At 63.9% G+C, this 17472-nt stretch carries 13 protein-coding genes; 4 read left to right on the plus strand and 9 right to left on the minus strand.

Going from position 1 to position 17472, the window contains the following annotated elements:
- Positions 1-15 precede the first annotated feature (15 nt).
- The 4 genes from ACM42_RS17770 to ACM42_RS17785 all read left to right on the plus strand — a co-directional run bounded on the left by ACM42_RS17770 (position 16) and on the right by ACM42_RS17785 (position 4064).
- Positions 16-486: a hypothetical protein gene (locus ACM42_RS17770; RefSeq protein ID WP_271529161.1), complete on the plus strand. Its 471-nt coding sequence runs from the start codon at positions 16-18 to the stop codon at positions 484-486.
- Between the two features lie 109 nt (positions 487-595).
- Positions 596-1630, plus strand: coding sequence for a GTP 3',8-cyclase MoaA (gene moaA / locus ACM42_RS17775; RefSeq protein ID WP_271529162.1), 1035 nt, complete (start codon positions 596-598; stop codon positions 1628-1630).
- 170 nt (positions 1631-1800) lie between these two features.
- Positions 1801-2382 (plus strand): TRAP transporter small permease subunit, encoded by a 582-nt coding sequence (locus ACM42_RS17780; RefSeq protein WP_271529163.1) that lies wholly within the window; start codon positions 1801-1803, stop codon positions 2380-2382.
- 26 nt (positions 2383-2408) lie between these two features.
- The gene (locus ACM42_RS17785; RefSeq protein WP_271529164.1) at positions 2409-4064 is read left to right on the plus strand and encodes a TRAP transporter large permease; all 1656 of its coding nucleotides are present in this window, start codon (positions 2409-2411) and stop codon (positions 4062-4064) included.
- Positions 4065-4106: 42 nt separating this feature from the next.
- On the opposite strand, the gene ACM42_RS17790 is transcribed toward ACM42_RS17785, so the two are convergent.
- The 9 genes from ACM42_RS17790 to ACM42_RS17830 form a co-directional block, all read right to left on the minus strand.
- The gene (locus ACM42_RS17790; protein ID WP_271529165.1) at positions 4107-5456 is read right to left on the minus strand and encodes a sensor histidine kinase; all 1350 of its coding nucleotides are present in this window, start codon (positions 5454-5456) and stop codon (positions 4107-4109) included.
- A 1-nt stretch (position 5457) separates the two neighbouring features.
- Complete coding sequence (locus tag ACM42_RS17795) at positions 5458-6132, minus strand: response regulator (protein WP_271529166.1); 675 nt, start codon at positions 6130-6132, stop codon at positions 5458-5460.
- A 187-nt stretch (positions 6133-6319) separates the two neighbouring features.
- Positions 6320-9661, minus strand: coding sequence for a DUF7379 domain-containing protein (locus ACM42_RS17800; protein WP_271529167.1), 3342 nt, complete (start codon positions 9659-9661; stop codon positions 6320-6322).
- An 86-nt stretch (positions 9662-9747) separates the two neighbouring features.
- Entirely contained in the window at positions 9748-11367 is a 1620-nt protein-coding gene (locus ACM42_RS17805) for a hypothetical protein (protein WP_271529168.1), read from the minus strand.
- A gap of 13 nt (positions 11368-11380) precedes the next feature.
- Positions 11381-12607 carry a CHAT domain-containing protein gene (locus tag ACM42_RS17810; protein ID WP_271529169.1) on the minus strand — a complete coding sequence of 409 codons (1227 nt, stop codon included), beginning with the start codon at positions 12605-12607 and terminating at the stop codon, positions 11381-11383.
- Between the two features lie 403 nt (positions 12608-13010).
- Complete coding sequence (locus ACM42_RS17815; RefSeq protein WP_271529170.1) at positions 13011-13361, minus strand: YunG family protein; 351 nt, start codon at positions 13359-13361, stop codon at positions 13011-13013.
- Between the two features lie 337 nt (positions 13362-13698).
- Positions 13699-14787, minus strand: coding sequence for a TRAP transporter substrate-binding protein (locus ACM42_RS17820; RefSeq protein ID WP_271529276.1), 1089 nt, complete (start codon positions 14785-14787; stop codon positions 13699-13701).
- A 165-nt stretch (positions 14788-14952) separates the two neighbouring features.
- Entirely contained in the window at positions 14953-16041 is a 1089-nt protein-coding gene (locus ACM42_RS17825; RefSeq protein WP_271529171.1) for a TRAP transporter substrate-binding protein, read from the minus strand.
- A gap of 204 nt (positions 16042-16245) precedes the next feature.
- Positions 16246-17382, minus strand: a complete 1137-nt coding sequence (locus tag ACM42_RS17830; protein WP_271529172.1) for an Mrp/NBP35 family ATP-binding protein — start codon at positions 17380-17382, stop codon at positions 16246-16248.
- Positions 17383-17472: the final 90 nt, after the last annotated feature.

A 17472-nucleotide genomic window follows, 5' to 3' on the forward strand; every position in this document is an offset into this window, starting at 1 on the left:
AGAAGTGGATGGTTCATGCATCGTGTCATCGCGATTGCGTTAGCGGGAGCGAGCCTGGGTGGCTGCTCCTCGATGTCTTGGGACATGTTCAAATCGGCGCCGCCGACCGTCCAGGTCAGGCTCGAATCCAATCCCCCCGGTGCTGACGCCACGACCTCACTTGGTCAGGGCTGCAAGACCCCCTGCTCGGTCTCGGTTCCCGCGCCCGATGCGCCCTTCACGGTCGCTTTCGCCCTGCCCAAGTACCAGCCGGCGAGCGTGCCGGTGAATGTGGTCAGGAATCCCGGCGATTTCACCACCCCCGCCTCCGTCACCACCGATCCGAATCCGGTGTTTGCGGAACTCCAGCCGGCGGTGCCGCCGAAACCGGTCCGCAAGCCGCACCGGCCGAAGAAGCCCAAACCAGCCGCGCCCGCCGCAGCGCCGGCCGATGCTGCACCCGCAGCGGCCTCGCCGTTCCCCGATCCGAATGCGGGCAAGCGCTGATCTGCCCCATACCACCCGATTGTCCTAGCCGCGTCCGATGCTTAGATTGCTTCCAGAGCACCGCTGAAGCAAAGGTGCGCCCGTCGCCGTAAGTGACAAGGCATTTGGTATGAACGGACTTTCTGCGAGCCCCCGTGCCGCGCTGTCGGGCGCGATGACCGATCCGTTCGGGCGGACCATCAGCTATCTGCGTGTCTCGGTCACCGACCGCTGCGATCTGCGCTGCTTCTACTGCATGTCGGAAGACATGACGTTCCTGCCCAAGGCCGACCTCCTGACGCTGGAGGAACTTGACCGGCTCTGCACGGCCTTCATCGCCAAGGGCGTGAAGAAGCTGCGGCTCACCGGCGGCGAGCCCCTGGTCCGCCGCAACGTGATGACGCTGGTGCGCTCGCTGTCGCGGCATCTTTCGACCGGCGCATTGAACGAGCTGACGCTGACCACCAACGGCACCCAGCTTGCAAAACACGCGCGCGAGCTCGCCGATTGCGGCGTCCGCCGCATCAACGTCTCCCTCGACACGCTCGATCCCAGGAAGTTTCGCGAGATCACCCGCTGGGGCGAGATCGACAAGGTGCTCGAGGGTATCGAGGCCGCGCGCGACGCAGGCCTTGCGGTGAAGATCAACGCCGTCGCCCTGAAGAACCTCAACGAGGACGAGCTGCCCGAACTGATGCGCTGGGCCCACGGCAAGGGCATGGGGCTGACGCTGATCGAGGTCATGCCGATGGGCGAGATCGGATCGGGACGGATCGACCAGTATCTGCCCCTGTCGCTGGTGCGCGCCCGCCTCGCCCAGCAATTCACGCTGACGGATCTGCCCGAGAGCACCGGCGGTCCGGCCCGCTATGTCAGCGTCGCCGAGACCGGCGGCAAGCTCGGCTTCATCACGCCGATGACCCATAATTTCTGCGAATCCTGCAACCGGGTGCGCATCACCTGCACGGGAACGTTGCACACCTGCCTCGGCCACGAGGACGCCTCCGATCTGCGCAAACCTCTGCGTGCATCGAGCGATGACCTGCTGCTTGCGGATGCGATTGATCGCGCCATCGGGCTGAAGCCCAAGGGGCACGATTTCATCATCGACCGCCGCCACGACCGCCCCAGCGTGTCCAGGCACATGAGCGTCACTGGCGGCTGACACCGTCGAACTACGGCCTTTTTCCCCTTAACTACCAACAAACTTCCAATTGACTGCCGGCACGCCCGCTGGTTTGGTGCCTGCTGCCTCAAGCCGTTGCGGCGAGACAAGCCGCGCGCCGCGTCGGCGTAATCAAGACGGCTGGGGTGAAATCGGGGGAGGACCTATCGTTGCAAGCGCTCCTTAAGCTGAGCCAAGGGATCGACGCGTTCACACGCTGGACGGGCAAACGCCTCGCGTGGTTGATCGTGCTCGCCGTCATCATCTCGGCGGTCAATGCAATCATCCGCAAGACTTTCGATACGTCCTCGAATTCATGGCTCGAGCTGCAGTGGGTGCTGTTCAGCGTCGTCTTCCTGCTCTGCTCGCCCTGGACGCTGCTCGACAACGAGCACATCCGCATCGATATCGTGAACAACGCGCTGCCCAAGACCGTCCGCAACTGGATTGACGTGGTCGGTCACCTGTTCTTCCTCATTCCGCTGTGCATCGTGATGATCATCACCGGAGTGCCGTTCTTCCAGCGCTCCTTCCACATCAACGAGCAATCCGGCAATGCCGGCGGTCTGCCGCAATGGCCCGCCAAAGCCCTGATCATGATCGGGTTCGCTTTCCTGCTCGTCCAAGCCATCTCCGAGCTGATCAAGCGAATTGCGGTCATGCGCGGGCTGATCCCCGATCCGCATGAATCCCAGGTGTCGGCGCTCGAGGCGGAAGTCGAGCATCTCGTCGAAGCGATCGAGAAGAAGTAGCCGTTGGCGACGGTGTAGGGGGAATCATGACCGCATTCATCATCGCCAATATGGCGCCCATCATGTTCGCGTCGCTGGTCGTCGTGCTGCTGCTCGGCTATCCCGCGGCATTCTCGCTCGGCGCCGTCGGGCTGTTCTTTGCCGTGATCGGCGTCGAGCTCGGCCAATTCCACCCCGACTTCCTCCAGGCGCTTCCGGAGCGGGTCTATGGCGTGATGAACAACGACACGCTGCTGGCCATTCCCTTCTTCACCTTCATGGGACTGGTGCTGGAGCGGTCGGGGATGGCCGAGGACCTGCTCGACACCATCGGCCAATTGTTCGGTACCATCCGCGGCGGCCTTGCCTATGCGGTGATCTTCGTCGGCGCGCTGCTCGCGGCGACGACGGGCGTGGTCGCGGCGTCCGTGATCTCGATGGGTCTGATCTCGCTGCCGATCATGCTGCGCTACGGCTACGACCGCCGCGTGGCGAGCGGCGTCATCGCCGCATCCGGCACGCTCGCGCAGATCATTCCGCCCTCGCTCGTCCTGATCGTGATGGCCGACCAGCTCGGCAAGTCGGTCGGCGACATGTACGAAGGCGCCTTCATTCCGGGCCTCGTACTTGCCGGCCTCTACGCCCTCTACGCCTTCCTGGTCAGCATGATCTTCCCGAAGGCCGCGCCGGGCCTGCCGAAGGAGGCCATCGGCTTCCGCGAGGAAGACGGCGGCCGCGGCCTGGTCTCGCTCGGCATGCTGTTCCTCGCGAGCTGCGTGTTCGGATGGTTCATGATGCGCAATTCCGAGACGCATGGCGCCGATTACGTCGTGCTCAGCATGTTCTACGGTATCGTCTTCGCGTTCGCCGTCGCCGTGGTGAACTGGGTCATCGACAAGCTGACCGGTTTCCGTTTCCTGTCCAAGATGGCGCAGCAGACGACCTTCGTCATGGTGCCGCCGCTGTTCCTGATCTTCCTGGTGCTGGGCACGATCTTCATCGGTATCGCGACTCCGACCGAGGGCGGCGCGATGGGTGCCGCCGGCGCCCTCATCCTCGGTGCCGCGAAGCGGCGGCTGAGCTGGGACCTGATCCGGCAGGCCACGGAATCGACCGCCAAGCTGTCGGCTTTCGTCGTGTTCATCCTGGTCGGCGCCCGCGTGTTCTCGCTCACCTTCTACGGCGTCAACGGGCACGTCTGGGTGGAGCACCTGCTCACCTCCCTGCCCGGCGGCCAGGTCGGCTTCCTGATCTTCGTCAACGCGCTTGTTTTCGTGCTGGCCTTCTTCCTCGACTTCTTCGAGCTGGCCTTCATCGTGATCCCGCTGCTCGGACCTGCCGCCGAGCACCTCGGCATCGACCTGATCTGGTTCGGCGTCATCCTCGGCGTCAACATGCAGACCTCGTTCATGCATCCGCCGTTCGGTTTCGCGCTGTTCTATCTCCGGTCGGTCGCGCCGAAGGAGCGATACACCGATCGCCTCACCGGCAAGCGGATGGATCCCGTCACCACGGGCCAGATCTACTGGGGCGCGGTCCCCTTCGTCGTCATCCAGATCATAATGGTCGGTCTGGTGATCGCATTCCCCGCGATGGTGATGCACTACAAGGGCGTCCAGTCGAACATCGACCCCAGCACGATCAAGATCGAGGTGCCGCAGATCGACCTGCCGCCGCTGGATTTGGGACCGCCGCAGAAGTAGCAAAGGAAGGCGGGCCGCCTCTTCCCCTCCCCCGGAGGGTGATCACGCCACCTTCTCCGCCGGCCGAAATCGCAGCGTGAACTCCGCGCCGCCACCGGGGAGGTTTGCCACCGCAACCGTGGCCGCGTGATCGTCCGCCACCGCGCGCACGATCGAGAGCCCCAGGCCTGCGCCGTCGCTGCGCCGGCGGTCGGCGCGCCAGAAGCGCTGGAAGATCAGTTCGCGCTCGGCCTCCGCGATGCCCGGGCCGCAATCGCGCACGCGCACCGAACCGTCGTCGCGCACGTCGACCTCGACGCAGGTGCCCTTTGCGGTGAACTTGATGGCGTTTTCAGCGAGGTTGAAGACCGCGCGCTGAAGCATCTCCGAATTGCCGTGGACACTGACCGGCGCGTCGGTCCCCTTCAGGGCGATGTCCTTGTGCTGCGCGATCGCGAACGGGGCGATCGAACCGACCACCTCGGCGCAGACCGCGCGCAAATCCGCGGTCTCCCCGGGATCGAGCACCAATGTGTCGAGCTCGGCGATCTCCAGCAGCTGGGCGACGAGGCGGCTCATGGCCTCGATGTCGGCAAGCAGCGCCTGCCGTGCGACGCGGTCGTCGAGCGTCTCGATCCGGGTGCGCAGGATCGTGAGCGGTGTGCGCAGCTGATGCGCGGCGTCCGCCGTGAACTGCCGCTGCACGCGAAAGCCGCCCTCGAGGCGATCGAGCGCCTGGTTCACGGCCGTGACCAGCGGCATGATCTCGCGCGGGATCTGCGCCGTCGGCAGGCGGATATCGGTGCGCGCCGGACCGATATTGCTGGCCTCCTCCGAGGCCCTCCACAGCGGCGCAATCGCGCGGCGGAAGATGATGATGTCGGTGGCAAGCAGGACCAGGAGGATCGGGATGGTGATCCACCCCACCCGCCGGAAGAAGTTCGAGACGATGTCGTCGATGATGACGTCGCGATGCGCGAGGTCCTCGGCAACCTGGACACGGACCGTCTTGCCGGCAATGTCGCGGGTGACGCCTGCGCCGGAGATCGTCTGGGAGAAGCGCGATGCGGTCGCAGCGGCCGAGCGCCGGTGCGAGGAGAACAGCAGCCGGCCGTCAGCATCGCGAATGTCGAACTGGTAGCGGCCGTAAGCGTCCGAATAGAGGCCCTTCAGGCTGTCGGGCAGGTTGAAGCTCAACGTGCCGTCCGGCTGCGCGACGATACGCTCCGCCAGCACCTCGGCCTGCGCGCGCATGGCATCTCGATGCAGCTGGTCGATCTCGGAATTGAGCAGCCAGAACAGCACCAGCGGCAGGAAGATCGCGACCACCGCGACCGCGACGATGTGCAGGAACACGATGCGCGAGATCAGCGATTTGAACGTGAGCGATCTGGCATGGCCCCCGGCGGGCACGCTATTTCTCCGCGGTCATGAGATAGCCGACGCCCCGGATGGTGTGGATCACCACCCTGGCGCCGTGTTCGGCCAGCTGCTTGCGCAGCCGCGAGACGTAGACTTCTACCGCGTTGGAGGCGACTTCGCCTTCGAGCCCGAAGATGTGGTCCTCGACGTTCTTCTTCGGCACCACCCGCCCCTGCCGGCGCAGCAGGATCTCGAGCACCGAGCTCTCGCGCGCGGAGATGATCCGCGGCTGGTCGTCGATGAAGATCTGGCGGCTCTCGGTGTCGTAGACGAGGTTGGCGAGGCTGAGCGAGCGGCCGAGCAGCTGGCCGGGCCGGCGCAGGATGGCCTCCAGCCGCGCCACCAGCTCCTCCATCGCAAACGGCTTTGCGAGATAGTCGTCGGCGCCGCTGCGCAGGCCGGTCACGCGGTCCTGCAGGCCGCCGCGGGCTGTCAGCACCAGGACCGGCAGCGGCTCCATCTGCCGGCGAAGCTCGCGCAGCACCGACAGGCCGTCGTCGTCGGGCAGGCCGAGGTCGAGGATCATCGCGGCATAGTTGACGCTGCTCACCGCCTCGCGCGCCTCGGCCGCGCTGCCCACGATGTCGCTCTCATAGCCGGCCGCGGCCAGCCCGCCAGCAACGAGCCGCGACAGCTCGGCATTGTCCTCGACGATCAGAAGGCGCATCGATGTTCCGGTGTCACCGCACGGCTCGCGCCGAAATCTTCGCCGCTCTTTTCCAGCATTCCGGACGGCTGGGCCAGCGAAAAAATGCGCGGTGAGCCGATCGCCCCGATGTCAGGCTCGTGTAAGCCGATCGGCCTCGCACTCACGAGGCCTGGAACGGCGGGCCGGCATCCTGCGCCGGTTCGATCTAAGCACCGACTTCGACGCGCGCAAACGGATTGCCGTACACGGAATAGGCCAGCCAGGTCAGTTCCTTCCGGCTTTTGGCTGCCTCGCGAGCCGTTCGGACGGCTTCCACCAGCACGTTTCCGTCCTTGAGCGAGCGATAGAACGCCTCGGCAAAACTGTAGGCGAGCTTGTCGTCCACCGACCAGAGCGCTCCGACCAGCGCGCCCGCACCGAGTTCGGAATACGGCCGCAGGAATGCATCGACAAAACCGGCGACACCTCCGCCGATACCGCGTCCCGGGCGCCCGGTCTGGCAGGCATTGATGAAAATGGTTGGTCTCGGTCCGCTTTCGGCGAAGCGGGCAAAAGCCTTGACCTGATCCGCCGATAGCGAATCCTGCGCAAAGCTGCCGTCCACCGTGGACCCCGTCATCAACAGGTCGGCCGTCATGACCGCCCGCTGCGCCGCTTCGCCGTGGCAGGCAAAGTGCAGAACGTCGCACTCCCTTGCATTGTGCTGGAGGAAGCCCGTCACCGAGATGCTGTCGGCCGGGACCTCGCGGGGATTGCCGAACAGCTTGGCCAGCATCTCGCGTTCGGCACCGGCGCCTTCGAGCTGCAAGGCGGGATCGAGATAGGCCGGGATCACGTAGTTGACGCGATCGCTGCGCATCGCAAGGTTCGGACCGGGCCATGGCGTGCTGTGCAGCCAGCGGACCAGCCCCCATTCGGCGAGGAATCCCTTGCCGGCCTGTCCGGACTTCCGATCATTGATGTAAAGCAGCTCCCAGGGAATGAACGGCTCCTCCGAGATGACCTGGATCGCGCGGATCGCCTCGCGATGGGTCCACAACGCCTCGCGGACCTTGTCTGGCAACAACTCGTTCGCCATGACAATTCCGTTTGCCTGGAGGCGCGCCAGGAACTGGTCATACAACCGGTTGGTCGCGAGCCAGGAAGTCTCGATGCCCTTGAAGATCTCCGCAACGTAGACGTCGCGAGAGAACCCCCCAGGAAGGGTGCGCGATTCCGAAACTGCGATGTTGGGATCGACGCAGGCAAGGTCGAAGCGCAGCGTCACCTTGCCGCTCTCCACGATCTCGTAGATCCTCAGCACCGCCGGCTCGTTCGGGCGTGCCGCCATGGCCAGCCCGACCTGGCTCCGGCGCAAGGTCTTGCTGTCTGCATCGACGAATACGGGAGCCAGGGTGAAGGACGCCAGAATGCGCGGACCCTGCCGCGCTTCGACGAGGATGTCCGCTGCGCCCTCTGCGGTACCTTCCACGACGAACCGCAGCGCCTCCGCCCGTCGTTCCCGCGGCGTGTCGATCTCTGCGCTGGATTCGCCGAGGACCCGGCAGTTTCTGCGCGCGATGACTTCAACGACGATGGCGCGGGACGCATCGATGTTGACCGGGGTATCCGAGGCGCTGGACGTTTGTGTTTCCGCAGCCTGGATCCTCTCGCGCGAAACCGTGACAAACAGCGGGACCGGCTTCCTGGGCGGCGGATGAGACTCGATCTCTGCCGCAAAATAGCAGGCGGCGGTTCTTGGATCAGGTGAAGGTGCCAAGGGCGCCATCTCGGCTGCGACAGACGCCTGGCTCGGCACGGGCGATGCAGCCGCAGGAGCCGCACGCGTTGGCATTCGTCGCAGCGTCGTTGTGTCCGACATCGAGTCGGCTTCGAGGCTCTCCAGATGGGGAGAAGGCAGAACGGCTCCCAGCGAGTGTTCACCGCGGGACGCCGCTCTCCGCGTCGCTCGGCGCGATCCTGCCCGCGCCAGGTCAAATTGCTCGCCGAGGCGAGCTGCGCCAACCCCCAGCCATTCACTCAATTTCAACGGAACGACATCCGTCGCAAAGTAAGTGGTGTGAAAGACGTCGTCCGTATTGCCGAAGGCAAAGGTCGCGTCGCTGGCGAGACGCGAGCCGCGGGTCCCGAACGAGGTCATCGACGAGGTATCCACCACCAGATCGTTGTCGAGCCGGAACAGGCGATTTGTCACGCGATCGGCAATGAACTCGGCGAACTCCCTCGTCACTCCCTTGCTGGGTTCGACCTGCGCGACGAAGTTCGAAGTGATCGCATAATAGGTCGCGAGCTTGTCGAGAGGGCCGGCCGCCCCGTTCAACTCCCTGACGAGGTCGCTCGTGGGCCGCATCGCCGCAAGTCCGGGCACCCTCTGCTCGTCGATGGCGACTTCCGAAAACGCCTGGACGAAGCGACCGACAGTCTTGATCCCCTGCGATACGATGGGGCTTAACGCCGCCCCGCCCGCCAGGTATGAAACCGCACGGACGCCGGCCATGATCCCGTTGGTGTAGAGATCGATCATCGCCGCCCAGTTCTCGGGCTCCGCAAGATGCGTCCCGGCGTTCGTGCAGCCGACAAAGATGGCCTTGCCGAGCCGGATGTCCGGTCGTTGGTCCGCAAGCCGATTTTCCACCACGCGATAGACAAGTCCCCCGCGGCTGTGGACGACCGCGTCGATCGACGACTTTTCCGGGATTCCCAGCGCCTGCAGCGCCGCAACAAGAGCGCCTGCATTCTGGCCGGGCGTTGCGGTCAGTGTCTTGTGGTCGAAGCCGAGCACGGCGTCGTAGTGCTGGTTGGCTCTCGAAAGAAATGCCTGCCCGCTCTCGGAACCGGCAAGCTGCGCGAAGCCACCCGCGGTCGACGAGAACGTGCCGTGCACCATGAGCAGGATCTTGAGCGGACGATCTTGCGGCAAGCGCGGCCGCTCTGATCGCGACGGGGTCCATGCTGCCGGATCGAGCCCGGTCATCATCACGATCCCCTCCTCCCGGTCTCCTTCGATATAGTCGGTCGCCGCATCGACGGCCGTTCTGGCGACGAACTTCAACACATAGGCGCGGACCGGATCGATCAGCTTGTCCGAGACCCAGTCGAGAACCGGGCCACGCTTGCCGCGTGCCGTGGAGATTCCACGGGTGCCGCTCGTTTCGGCCGTCAGCGGGAACACCAGAACCTGTCTACCGCCGCGTTGCCGCGATGGACGGGCAACCTGCTGCGGGTAGCTCCAGGCATAGACGCCACCTGCCCCTTCGATCAGCACCATCGCCCGTTCGGACGGGCCGACCTCGACCTCGATCTGCGTCGGCGTCTGCGCGTCCCGTCGCAGGGCGCGCGTACCGGGGCGCGTCGGCGCCATTTCAACTTCGGCCGCGATCGTGAAGTCGGACGCCGACAGCGCCCTCTTGAGTTGATCGGTGCCCCTCATCTGGCTCGTGGAGGCGCGGCGCAATCCCCGGCGGGCAGCGCCATCCTGAACCACCCTGACCTCGACATCGTCGGGACTTTGAACCACGATCCCGTTTGCTATCTCAATTGTAGCCATGTCCTTCCCCCTGTGCAGATGCGTTCTTCGTTACGTCCTTCAAATGCCGCGGGGCGCACGTCGCGCGCCCCTCCGACAGCGCGAGGTCAAGGCTTGACAGTCGACTGCGACGCAGGCGCGGCCCAACCGAGCAGATTGCCATCGAGCGCCGACGACTTCCGGATCAGCTTGTTGGATTCGATGTAGGCTTCCGCCGTCGAGGGCACGAGGTATCCGACCACGAAGCCGAGAACTCCGAAGGACGCGACGATGCCGGCGTACCACGACAACGGGATGGTCGGCATTTCCAGACCAAAGGCCCTGGTCACCAATACGAAGCTGACGAGAAGGCTGAACATCAGCGACGCCATGACCACCGCATGGGCCGCGCCGTCCTTCAGTCTCGCCTCGTGATAATCCAGCCGGTCCGCCCTCAGCCGCACGTCGAGAAGAATGCTCAGGACCAGCGTGTTGACCAGGAAGATCAGGGAGAACAGCGAGCTCGCCGCAAACGGATGATTCTTCGCCAGCCAGCCTTCAGCGATCGGAATCGTGCTGTAAGTCAACCATAGTATGAAGTTGCCCGCCAGATACGAGCACGCCCCGAAGACCACGTAAGAGCTCCAGGGCAACGCGTACAGCGAGGGGCGCGCGAAATTCGTCGAGGCCTTCGGATAGATTGCAAAGAAGATCGAGATCGTCAGCGCGACCGCGTGTGCGAGGGACGAGAGGCCTCCGGCCAGCGAACCAACCGCAAACTTCTTCGGCAGATCGAGGAAGAACAGCGGCGCCACAGAGACCGCGAAGTCGAGGACGAAGATCGTCACCAGGGGTGCAAACGGCAATGGCTGGGGCAGAACGGTCTGATACCCGAAGCTGGATATCAGCTCCGTCCGGGAATCGCGTCTGTCGACGACCGACAAGGTCGCCTCGGCCAGACGACGCTGGTATGCGACCCGCAAATCCTCACACTCTTCCGCGATGAAATCGGAGATCTCGAGCACCAGCTCCCGCTCGTCGACATCCGACACCATGATGTCTTCCGTCAGCAGGAGGGCCCGCGCCGACCGTCGCAGCATTCGCCGATACTGCCTCTCCAGCTCGTCAAACGCGGCTTTCCGCGCGCGGAAGAACCTCTCGAAGCGCGGGTTGCCGCGCAGTTCGAGGAAACTGGTGTGAAGCGAAGCAACCTGCATGATCATGGCCGTCGCGCCGACGGCAAGCACTTCGTCATCCTGATTGAGCGCCTTCTCGATCAGCCTCGCGGGAACGCCATATCCTTCGAGCTCGCGCTGCAACTCCGGCTTTGCCCGCTCCGTCACCCGGATGGGCGAACGCGCGATGGCCACGATGACGGTCTCCACGGCCTGCGGGTAGCGCGCCAGCGTCTGCATCATGGTTCTCAGAAGTCCGATCACCCGAGATAGGATCGGCAGGTGCGGCGCCAGCACCATGAATGCGATCGTCGCCGGTACGGCAACGAGCAGGCCGGCGCCGAGTCCGGGATAGAGATGATTGGTCAGCCAGCGGATTTGGCTGACCATGAACACATAGAAGACCACGGCGATCGTGACGTAGGCGAGGACCGCGAAATAGTAGCGATCGCGCATCACGGCAAAGCGGATCTCCACGGTTTCGAAAGGAGCGTGAAAGTCGATCGCGCTGACGATGCAGATCGCGATCGCACCGAGGCCGAGAGCAACGACGGACGGGTCAAGGCCGTACATTGATGAACATCCGCTAAGGTCCAGCCCGGTCCACGAAAATTTCACCGTCGAGGCCGCGCATGTAGAGAACCGGAGAAATCCATTCGGCGAAGTGGCGCGCCTTCAATTCGGCCCTCGTATGCGCCAGAGCGGCCTGAATCGATACGTTGTCGGCGAGATAGGTGTAGAACGTATCGGCGAACGCGAGCCCCATGTTGTCGCTGATCTCGAACTGCATGGCGATCACCGCAGGGACACCGCCCTGAATGAGCTCGGCAGCGGTGCTCGAGAACAGGGGACCGTCGGATTGCGCCCCGCTGCAGGAGTTCAGAACGACGAGGCTCGGCGTCTGGCCGGGCTGGGTAAGGAACACTTTCAACGTGTCGGCGTACAGCCGAATCCCACTCGATCCGCCCTCTTCCTGCACCACGATGAAGCCCATCTGCCGATCCGGATCGTGTCCGCCGTGACCGATGAAGTGAAACAGATCCCACCGTTTGCCATCATCTCCCCTCAGGAAACGACGGTTGAGATCGCGCGCCTTTGCCGAAGGAATCCAGGACAGCTTCAGTCTCTTGCCGTCGTTCAGTTCGTTCAGTGCCCTCTTGATCGCGACCTGCTCGGCGTCGACCTCGATCTCATCCAGCGGGAATCCGTTCAAAACCTTGACCCTCGCCGCCATGCCAAGCACCCGTATCGGCCTTGCCGCGCTCATCCGGCGTTCTTCGCCATAGTTGTCGACAGCACGCGTGAACGGTGTGCTCTGGGAGGTCGTCACATAGATGCGGTTCTTCTTGTCATACATCGTTTCCCAGGGCACGTAGGCGAGCGCGGGATCGCTGACTCGCAAGCGGATCAGGAACGGCTCGTCGTCTCTTCGCGCCGCCTGGAAACATTCCTGATAGAGTTCGAGGATCTTTCGCTGAAAGATGAAGTCGAAGAGTTGCGAACCGATTTCCTGGACAATTCGCTCGTCCGATCCCGAAGTCAGAGCTCCGGCGGCATCACGGATGGCGGGTCTTGTTTCATTGCCGCCATTTGCCGCGGCCGCATCCGGGTTTCGCGGGCGTAGCGCGGCCTCGGCGCTGCGCGCGGCAGGACTCTGCAGAATCGCTTCCTGCAGCGGTCTCAGGTTCTGTCGAAAACTCGGCTTGAGCTTCTCGACCTCGATCTCGCGGCTCGACGAATTGTATTCCGCAACGATGCGGCAATGGTCTTCGCCACAATCTTCGATGGTCAGATTGAAAACGACCTTCGCCACGACGCAATCCTCAGCCGCGCACTGTCAGCGCAAAAAGGCGCCTTGCAAGAAAGTCCCTGGCGGCCAGCAAGGCCCACGCGGAATATGGAGGGCGTCGTGCCGCGGCATTCCCGCGCTCCGCACCTGAGAAGCGGTGCAGGCCGCAACCCGTAATCTTGGCAGCTGGCGTTCTGCCCGCCCAGGACGCACACCCGGGGTTCGGGCGGACTTGCTTCTTGGCCTGCGCGGCCCTGGTCGCAGCGGCGCACCGCACGGCATCGGTCGGCGCAATCAAGGAAAGCTCGCTAGCCTCCCGGAATTTCTAGCGAATTTCTCTCGACGTGACTGTGAACCGCTTCACACCTCTCGCTTTGGTGATCACTGTGAAGCGGCGCCTGCGATGCGGTCGATGCCCGTTTCGGCGCTAGCCTGACTTCGTATGATGCTTCCGGAATGCGACTCGCAGTTCAGCCAGTTGGTCGCTTGTTGCTCCCAGCTCTGCATCGGTCCGACTTGCAGGTAAATCCATGTAAGCGATCGGCTGATCGAACTGGCTCGCCGTGAAGTCATATCTCCGGCCTTCGATCCGGTTGTAGAAGTGGTCGCCGGCCGACAGAGGCGTCTTCAGCAGGTCGCCGCCGAAAAGTTCGTGAATGAGCAGCGCAGTGACGTTGCACTGCCCGGCCGCGGGATTGTTCGCCGTCCATTGACCGGCCGTCGCCAACGACCATGCCTTGTGCAGCGTTCTTTGAACATCGTCGGGATCGAAGCTCATCGTCGTCTCCAGGCCGGCACCGACGAACTCGATTTCGGATTATTCGATGATTGCTTTCTACTCCTGTTTTGCCCGACAGGTCAAACTGCTCCTGGTCGAGGAGCTGCCGGCCGAAACGATCCATCGATCGACTGGTTCCGGAGTCGACTTCTCCCGCACACCGCAGCATTGGCGCCGCCTTCGCAAAGGCCGCTTGGACCGCCGATTTTTTTCGCGACCTATCAGGCCGTTGGCTACTGTGCATGGGGTTGTTTTCCATGTTTTTGATTCTAGCCCCTCCAAACAGCAACGCCCCGGAGCCTTCGCTCCGGGGCGCTGCCTGCGACGGATAGCGCGATCAGCTCTGCGAGCGCCGCGCCATGAAGATGTCGTAGCCGACCTCGGCGACCTGGAACCAGGCGTAGCCGTCGCTCGTGAACTTGGAGAGCGAGTCGTGCACCTTCTTGAAGTTGGGGTTGGTCGCAGCGACTTCGGCGTGCAGCTCCTTGGCGGCCTTGTAGCAGGCATCCATGATCGAGGGCGAGAAGGCATGCAGCTTGGTGCCGCCCGCGAGCAGCTTCTTCAGCGCCAGCGGATTGGCGTTGTCATAGCGTGCCATCATGTAGTTGTTGGCGTAGTGGCCGGCCTGCTCCAGCACGCTCTGGTAATATTTCGGCAGCGCGTTCCACTTGTCGAGGTTGACGAAGGCCATCAGCATCGGTCCGCCTTCCCACCAGCCGGGATAATAGTAGTGCGGCGCGATCTTGTAGAAGCCGAGCTTCTCGTCGTCATAGGGGCCGACCCATTCGGCGGCGTCGATGGTGCCTTTCTCCAGCGCTGGATAGATATCGCCGCCGGCGAGCTGCTGCGGCACCACGCCGAGCTTCTGGAGCACGCGGCCGGTGAAGCCGCCGATGCGGAACTTCATGCCCTTGAGATCCTCGGGCGTGTTGACCTCTTTCCTGAACCAGCCACCCATCTGGCAGCCGGTGTTGCCCGCGAGCAGCGAGACGACGTTGTAGCTCTTGTAGAACTCGTTGAGCACGTCGCGGCCGCCGCCGAGCATGTACCAGGCCTGGTTGATGCGCATGTTGGGACCGAACGGCACGGCCGAGCCGAAGGTGAAGGTCGGGTCCTTGCCGAAATAATAGTAGGAGGCCGTGTGGCCGATTTCGCAGGTGCCGTTCTGCACGGCGTCGAGCACCTGGAGGCCCGGCACGATCTCGCCGGCCGCGAAGATCTGGATCTGGAATTTGTTGTCGGTCGCCTCCGCGACCATCTTGCACATCATCTCGGCGCCGCCAAACAGCGTGTCGAGCGATTTCGGCCAGCTCGTCGGCATGCGCCATTTGATTTCCGGCATCGACTGCGCGATCGCGGGAGCCGCGAGCGTGGCGGCGCCGGCCGCACCAAGTCCTGTGACCTTGATGAAGTCTCTTCTCTTCATGATTTCCTGCCCTGATGGATCGTGATTGTGGGCCTTCTTGTCGAGGCTTGCCGCCAGCATGGCGCAAGCCGCGGCCGAATTCCATCCCGATCGCACTGCGGCAAAGAAAAAGCCCGGCCTCGCGAGCGAGGCCGGGCGATTTGGTCCTGCGACTTAAGCCGCAGATCAGCCGCGTGTGCGCGAGCGGATCATGAAGCTGTCGTAGGTATATTCGGCGACCTGCCACCACAGATATTCGTCGGAGCGGTAGGCCTGCATGGCATCGATCGACTTCTTGAAGTCGGCGTTCTTGGCCGAGATCTCAGCCCACAGCTCGTTGGTGGACTTGAGGCAGGCTTCCAGCACTTCGTTGGTGAACGGGCGAAGCTGGGTGCCGCCGGCGACCAGGCGCTTCAGCGCGGCCGGGTTCTGCATGTCGTAACGCGCAGCCATCCAGGTGTTGGCGTTGGCCGTCGCGTTGGTGAGGATCGCCTGGTAGTTCTTCGGCAGCGCATTGAACTTTTCCAGGTTGGCGAAGGCATGGACGGTCGGACCGCCCTCCCAGAAGCCCGGATAATAGTAGTACTTGGCGACCTTGGCGAAGCCGAGCTTCTCGTCATCGTAGGGGCCGACCCACTCGGCCGCGTCGATGGTGCCCTTCTCCAGCGCCGGATAAATGTCGCCGCCGGCGAGCTGCTGCGGCACCACGCCGACCTTCTGAAGCACCTGGCCGGCGATGCCGCCGATGCGCATCTTGAGGCCGGAGAGGTCGGCAACGGTCTTGATCTCCTTGCGGAACCAGCCGCCCATCTGGGTACCGGTGTTGCCGCAGGGGAAGCCGATCACGTTCGACTTCTTGAAGAACTCGTTGGCGAGCTCGTTGCCGCCGCCCTGATAGAGCCACGAATTCTGCTGGCGCGCATTGAGGCCGAACGGCACCGAGGCGAAGATCGCAAAGGTCGGGTCCTTGCCGACGTAGTAGTAGGAGACGGTGTGGCACATGTCGACCGTGCCGTTCGAGGTCGCGTCGAGCGCCTGGAGGCCGGGGACGATTTCGCCGGCGGCGAACACCTGGATCTGGAACTTGTTGTCAGTCATCTCGGCGACGTACTTCGCCACCTGCTCGGCGCCGCCATAGATGGTGTCGAGCGACTTCGGGAAGCTCGAAGTCAGGCGCCACTTCACCTCGGGCGAGGACTGCGCGATCGCCGGCGAGGCCACTGCGGTCGCCGCCGCGCCTGCTGCCGACACTTTCAGAAAATCACGACGCTTCATATTCAGGTCTCTCCTTGCTGGGGCGTTTCCCCTTGACTTCTCTTATGCCGCCGCTCATTCCGGCGACGCGTCGATGTCGCGTCGAACCGAAGGGGCTTGACTGCCGTGCGCCTTTAACACGGACCGCGCGGTTACGGAACGCGACAATGGCATGACGGGGCTCTACAAAAGTCGCATGTCCCGGGGGGTCCGCGGCCGGCCGGTTCAGGCTGCGGCGATGACGCCCTTCAGCTGGTCCCGAACCTGCCCTGCGATGGCGCGGTAGATCGCCGCATGAGGGCCGTCCGGCTCGCTGTCGACGACGGGATTACCGGCGTCCGAAGTGGCACGAATCGCCATGTGCAGGGGGATCTCGCCCAGGAATGGCACCTTGAGCTTTTCGGCCTCGTGCCGTGCCCCGCCGTGGCCGAAAATGTCCGACTTGGTCCCGCAATGCGGGCACTGGAAGTAGCTCATATTCTCGACGATGCCGAGCACGGGCACGTTGACCTTCTTGAACATGGCAAGCCCCCGCCGTGCGTCGATCAGGGACAGGTCCTGCGGGGTCGAGACGATCACGGCGCCCTTGAGCGGCACGTTCTGGGCCAGCGTGAGCTGGGCATCGCCGGTGCCCGGCGGCATGTCGACGACCAGCACGTCGAGCTTGCCCCATTCGACGTCGCGCAGCATCTGCGTCACCGCCGACATCACCATGGGACCGCGCCAGATCATCGCGGTCTCTTCCTCGACCAGGAAACCGATCGACATGATGGCGAGGCCGAAACGCCGAAGCGGAATCATCTTGCGCTCGTCGTTCAGCTCCGGCTTGTCGCGCAGGCCCGTCAGGCGCGGCACCGAGGGGCCGTAGATGTCGGCATCGAGCAGCCCGACCTTGAGGCCGAGGTCGCGCAGGCCCAGTGCCAGATTGAGCGCCGTGGTCGACTTGCCGACGCCCCCCTTGCCTGAGGCGACCGCAATCACGGCGGCAACGCCCGGGATTTCCGATTGCCGCGCCATCGGCGACTGGCCCCCCTGCGGCGGCTTGTGGGCATGGGCCGGCTGCACGCCGGGCGTACCGCGGCTCGGCTGCGGCGGTGGCGGCGGCGCAGAGCCCGGCTTGCGCTCGGCGGTCAGCGCCACCATGACGGTGGTGGCGCCTGGAATAGCGCGCACCGCGGCCTCCGCTTCGGCCCGGACGGATTCCCAGGCCCTTGCCTCGGCGGCATCGACATTGATCGAGAAGAACACCTTGCCGTCGGACGCGCTGATCGCGCTCAGCACATTGGCATTGGTGAGCGCGACCCCGCGGGGCGACTTGATCCTGGCGAGACTGTCGAGAACCTGTTGCTGCGTCACGCTCAAAGCGCATCTCCTGAATGGAGCATGATCCGGAACAGTGTGGAGCGGTCTTCCGATAGGATCATGCTCAAGGCTTTAGGATGCCCAATTAGA

The sequence above is a fragment of the Bradyrhizobium sp. CCBAU 25338 genome, assembly GCF_028128965.1.
In the GTDB taxonomy this organism is placed as follows: Bacteria; Pseudomonadota; Alphaproteobacteria; order Rhizobiales; family Xanthobacteraceae; genus Bradyrhizobium; species Bradyrhizobium liaoningense.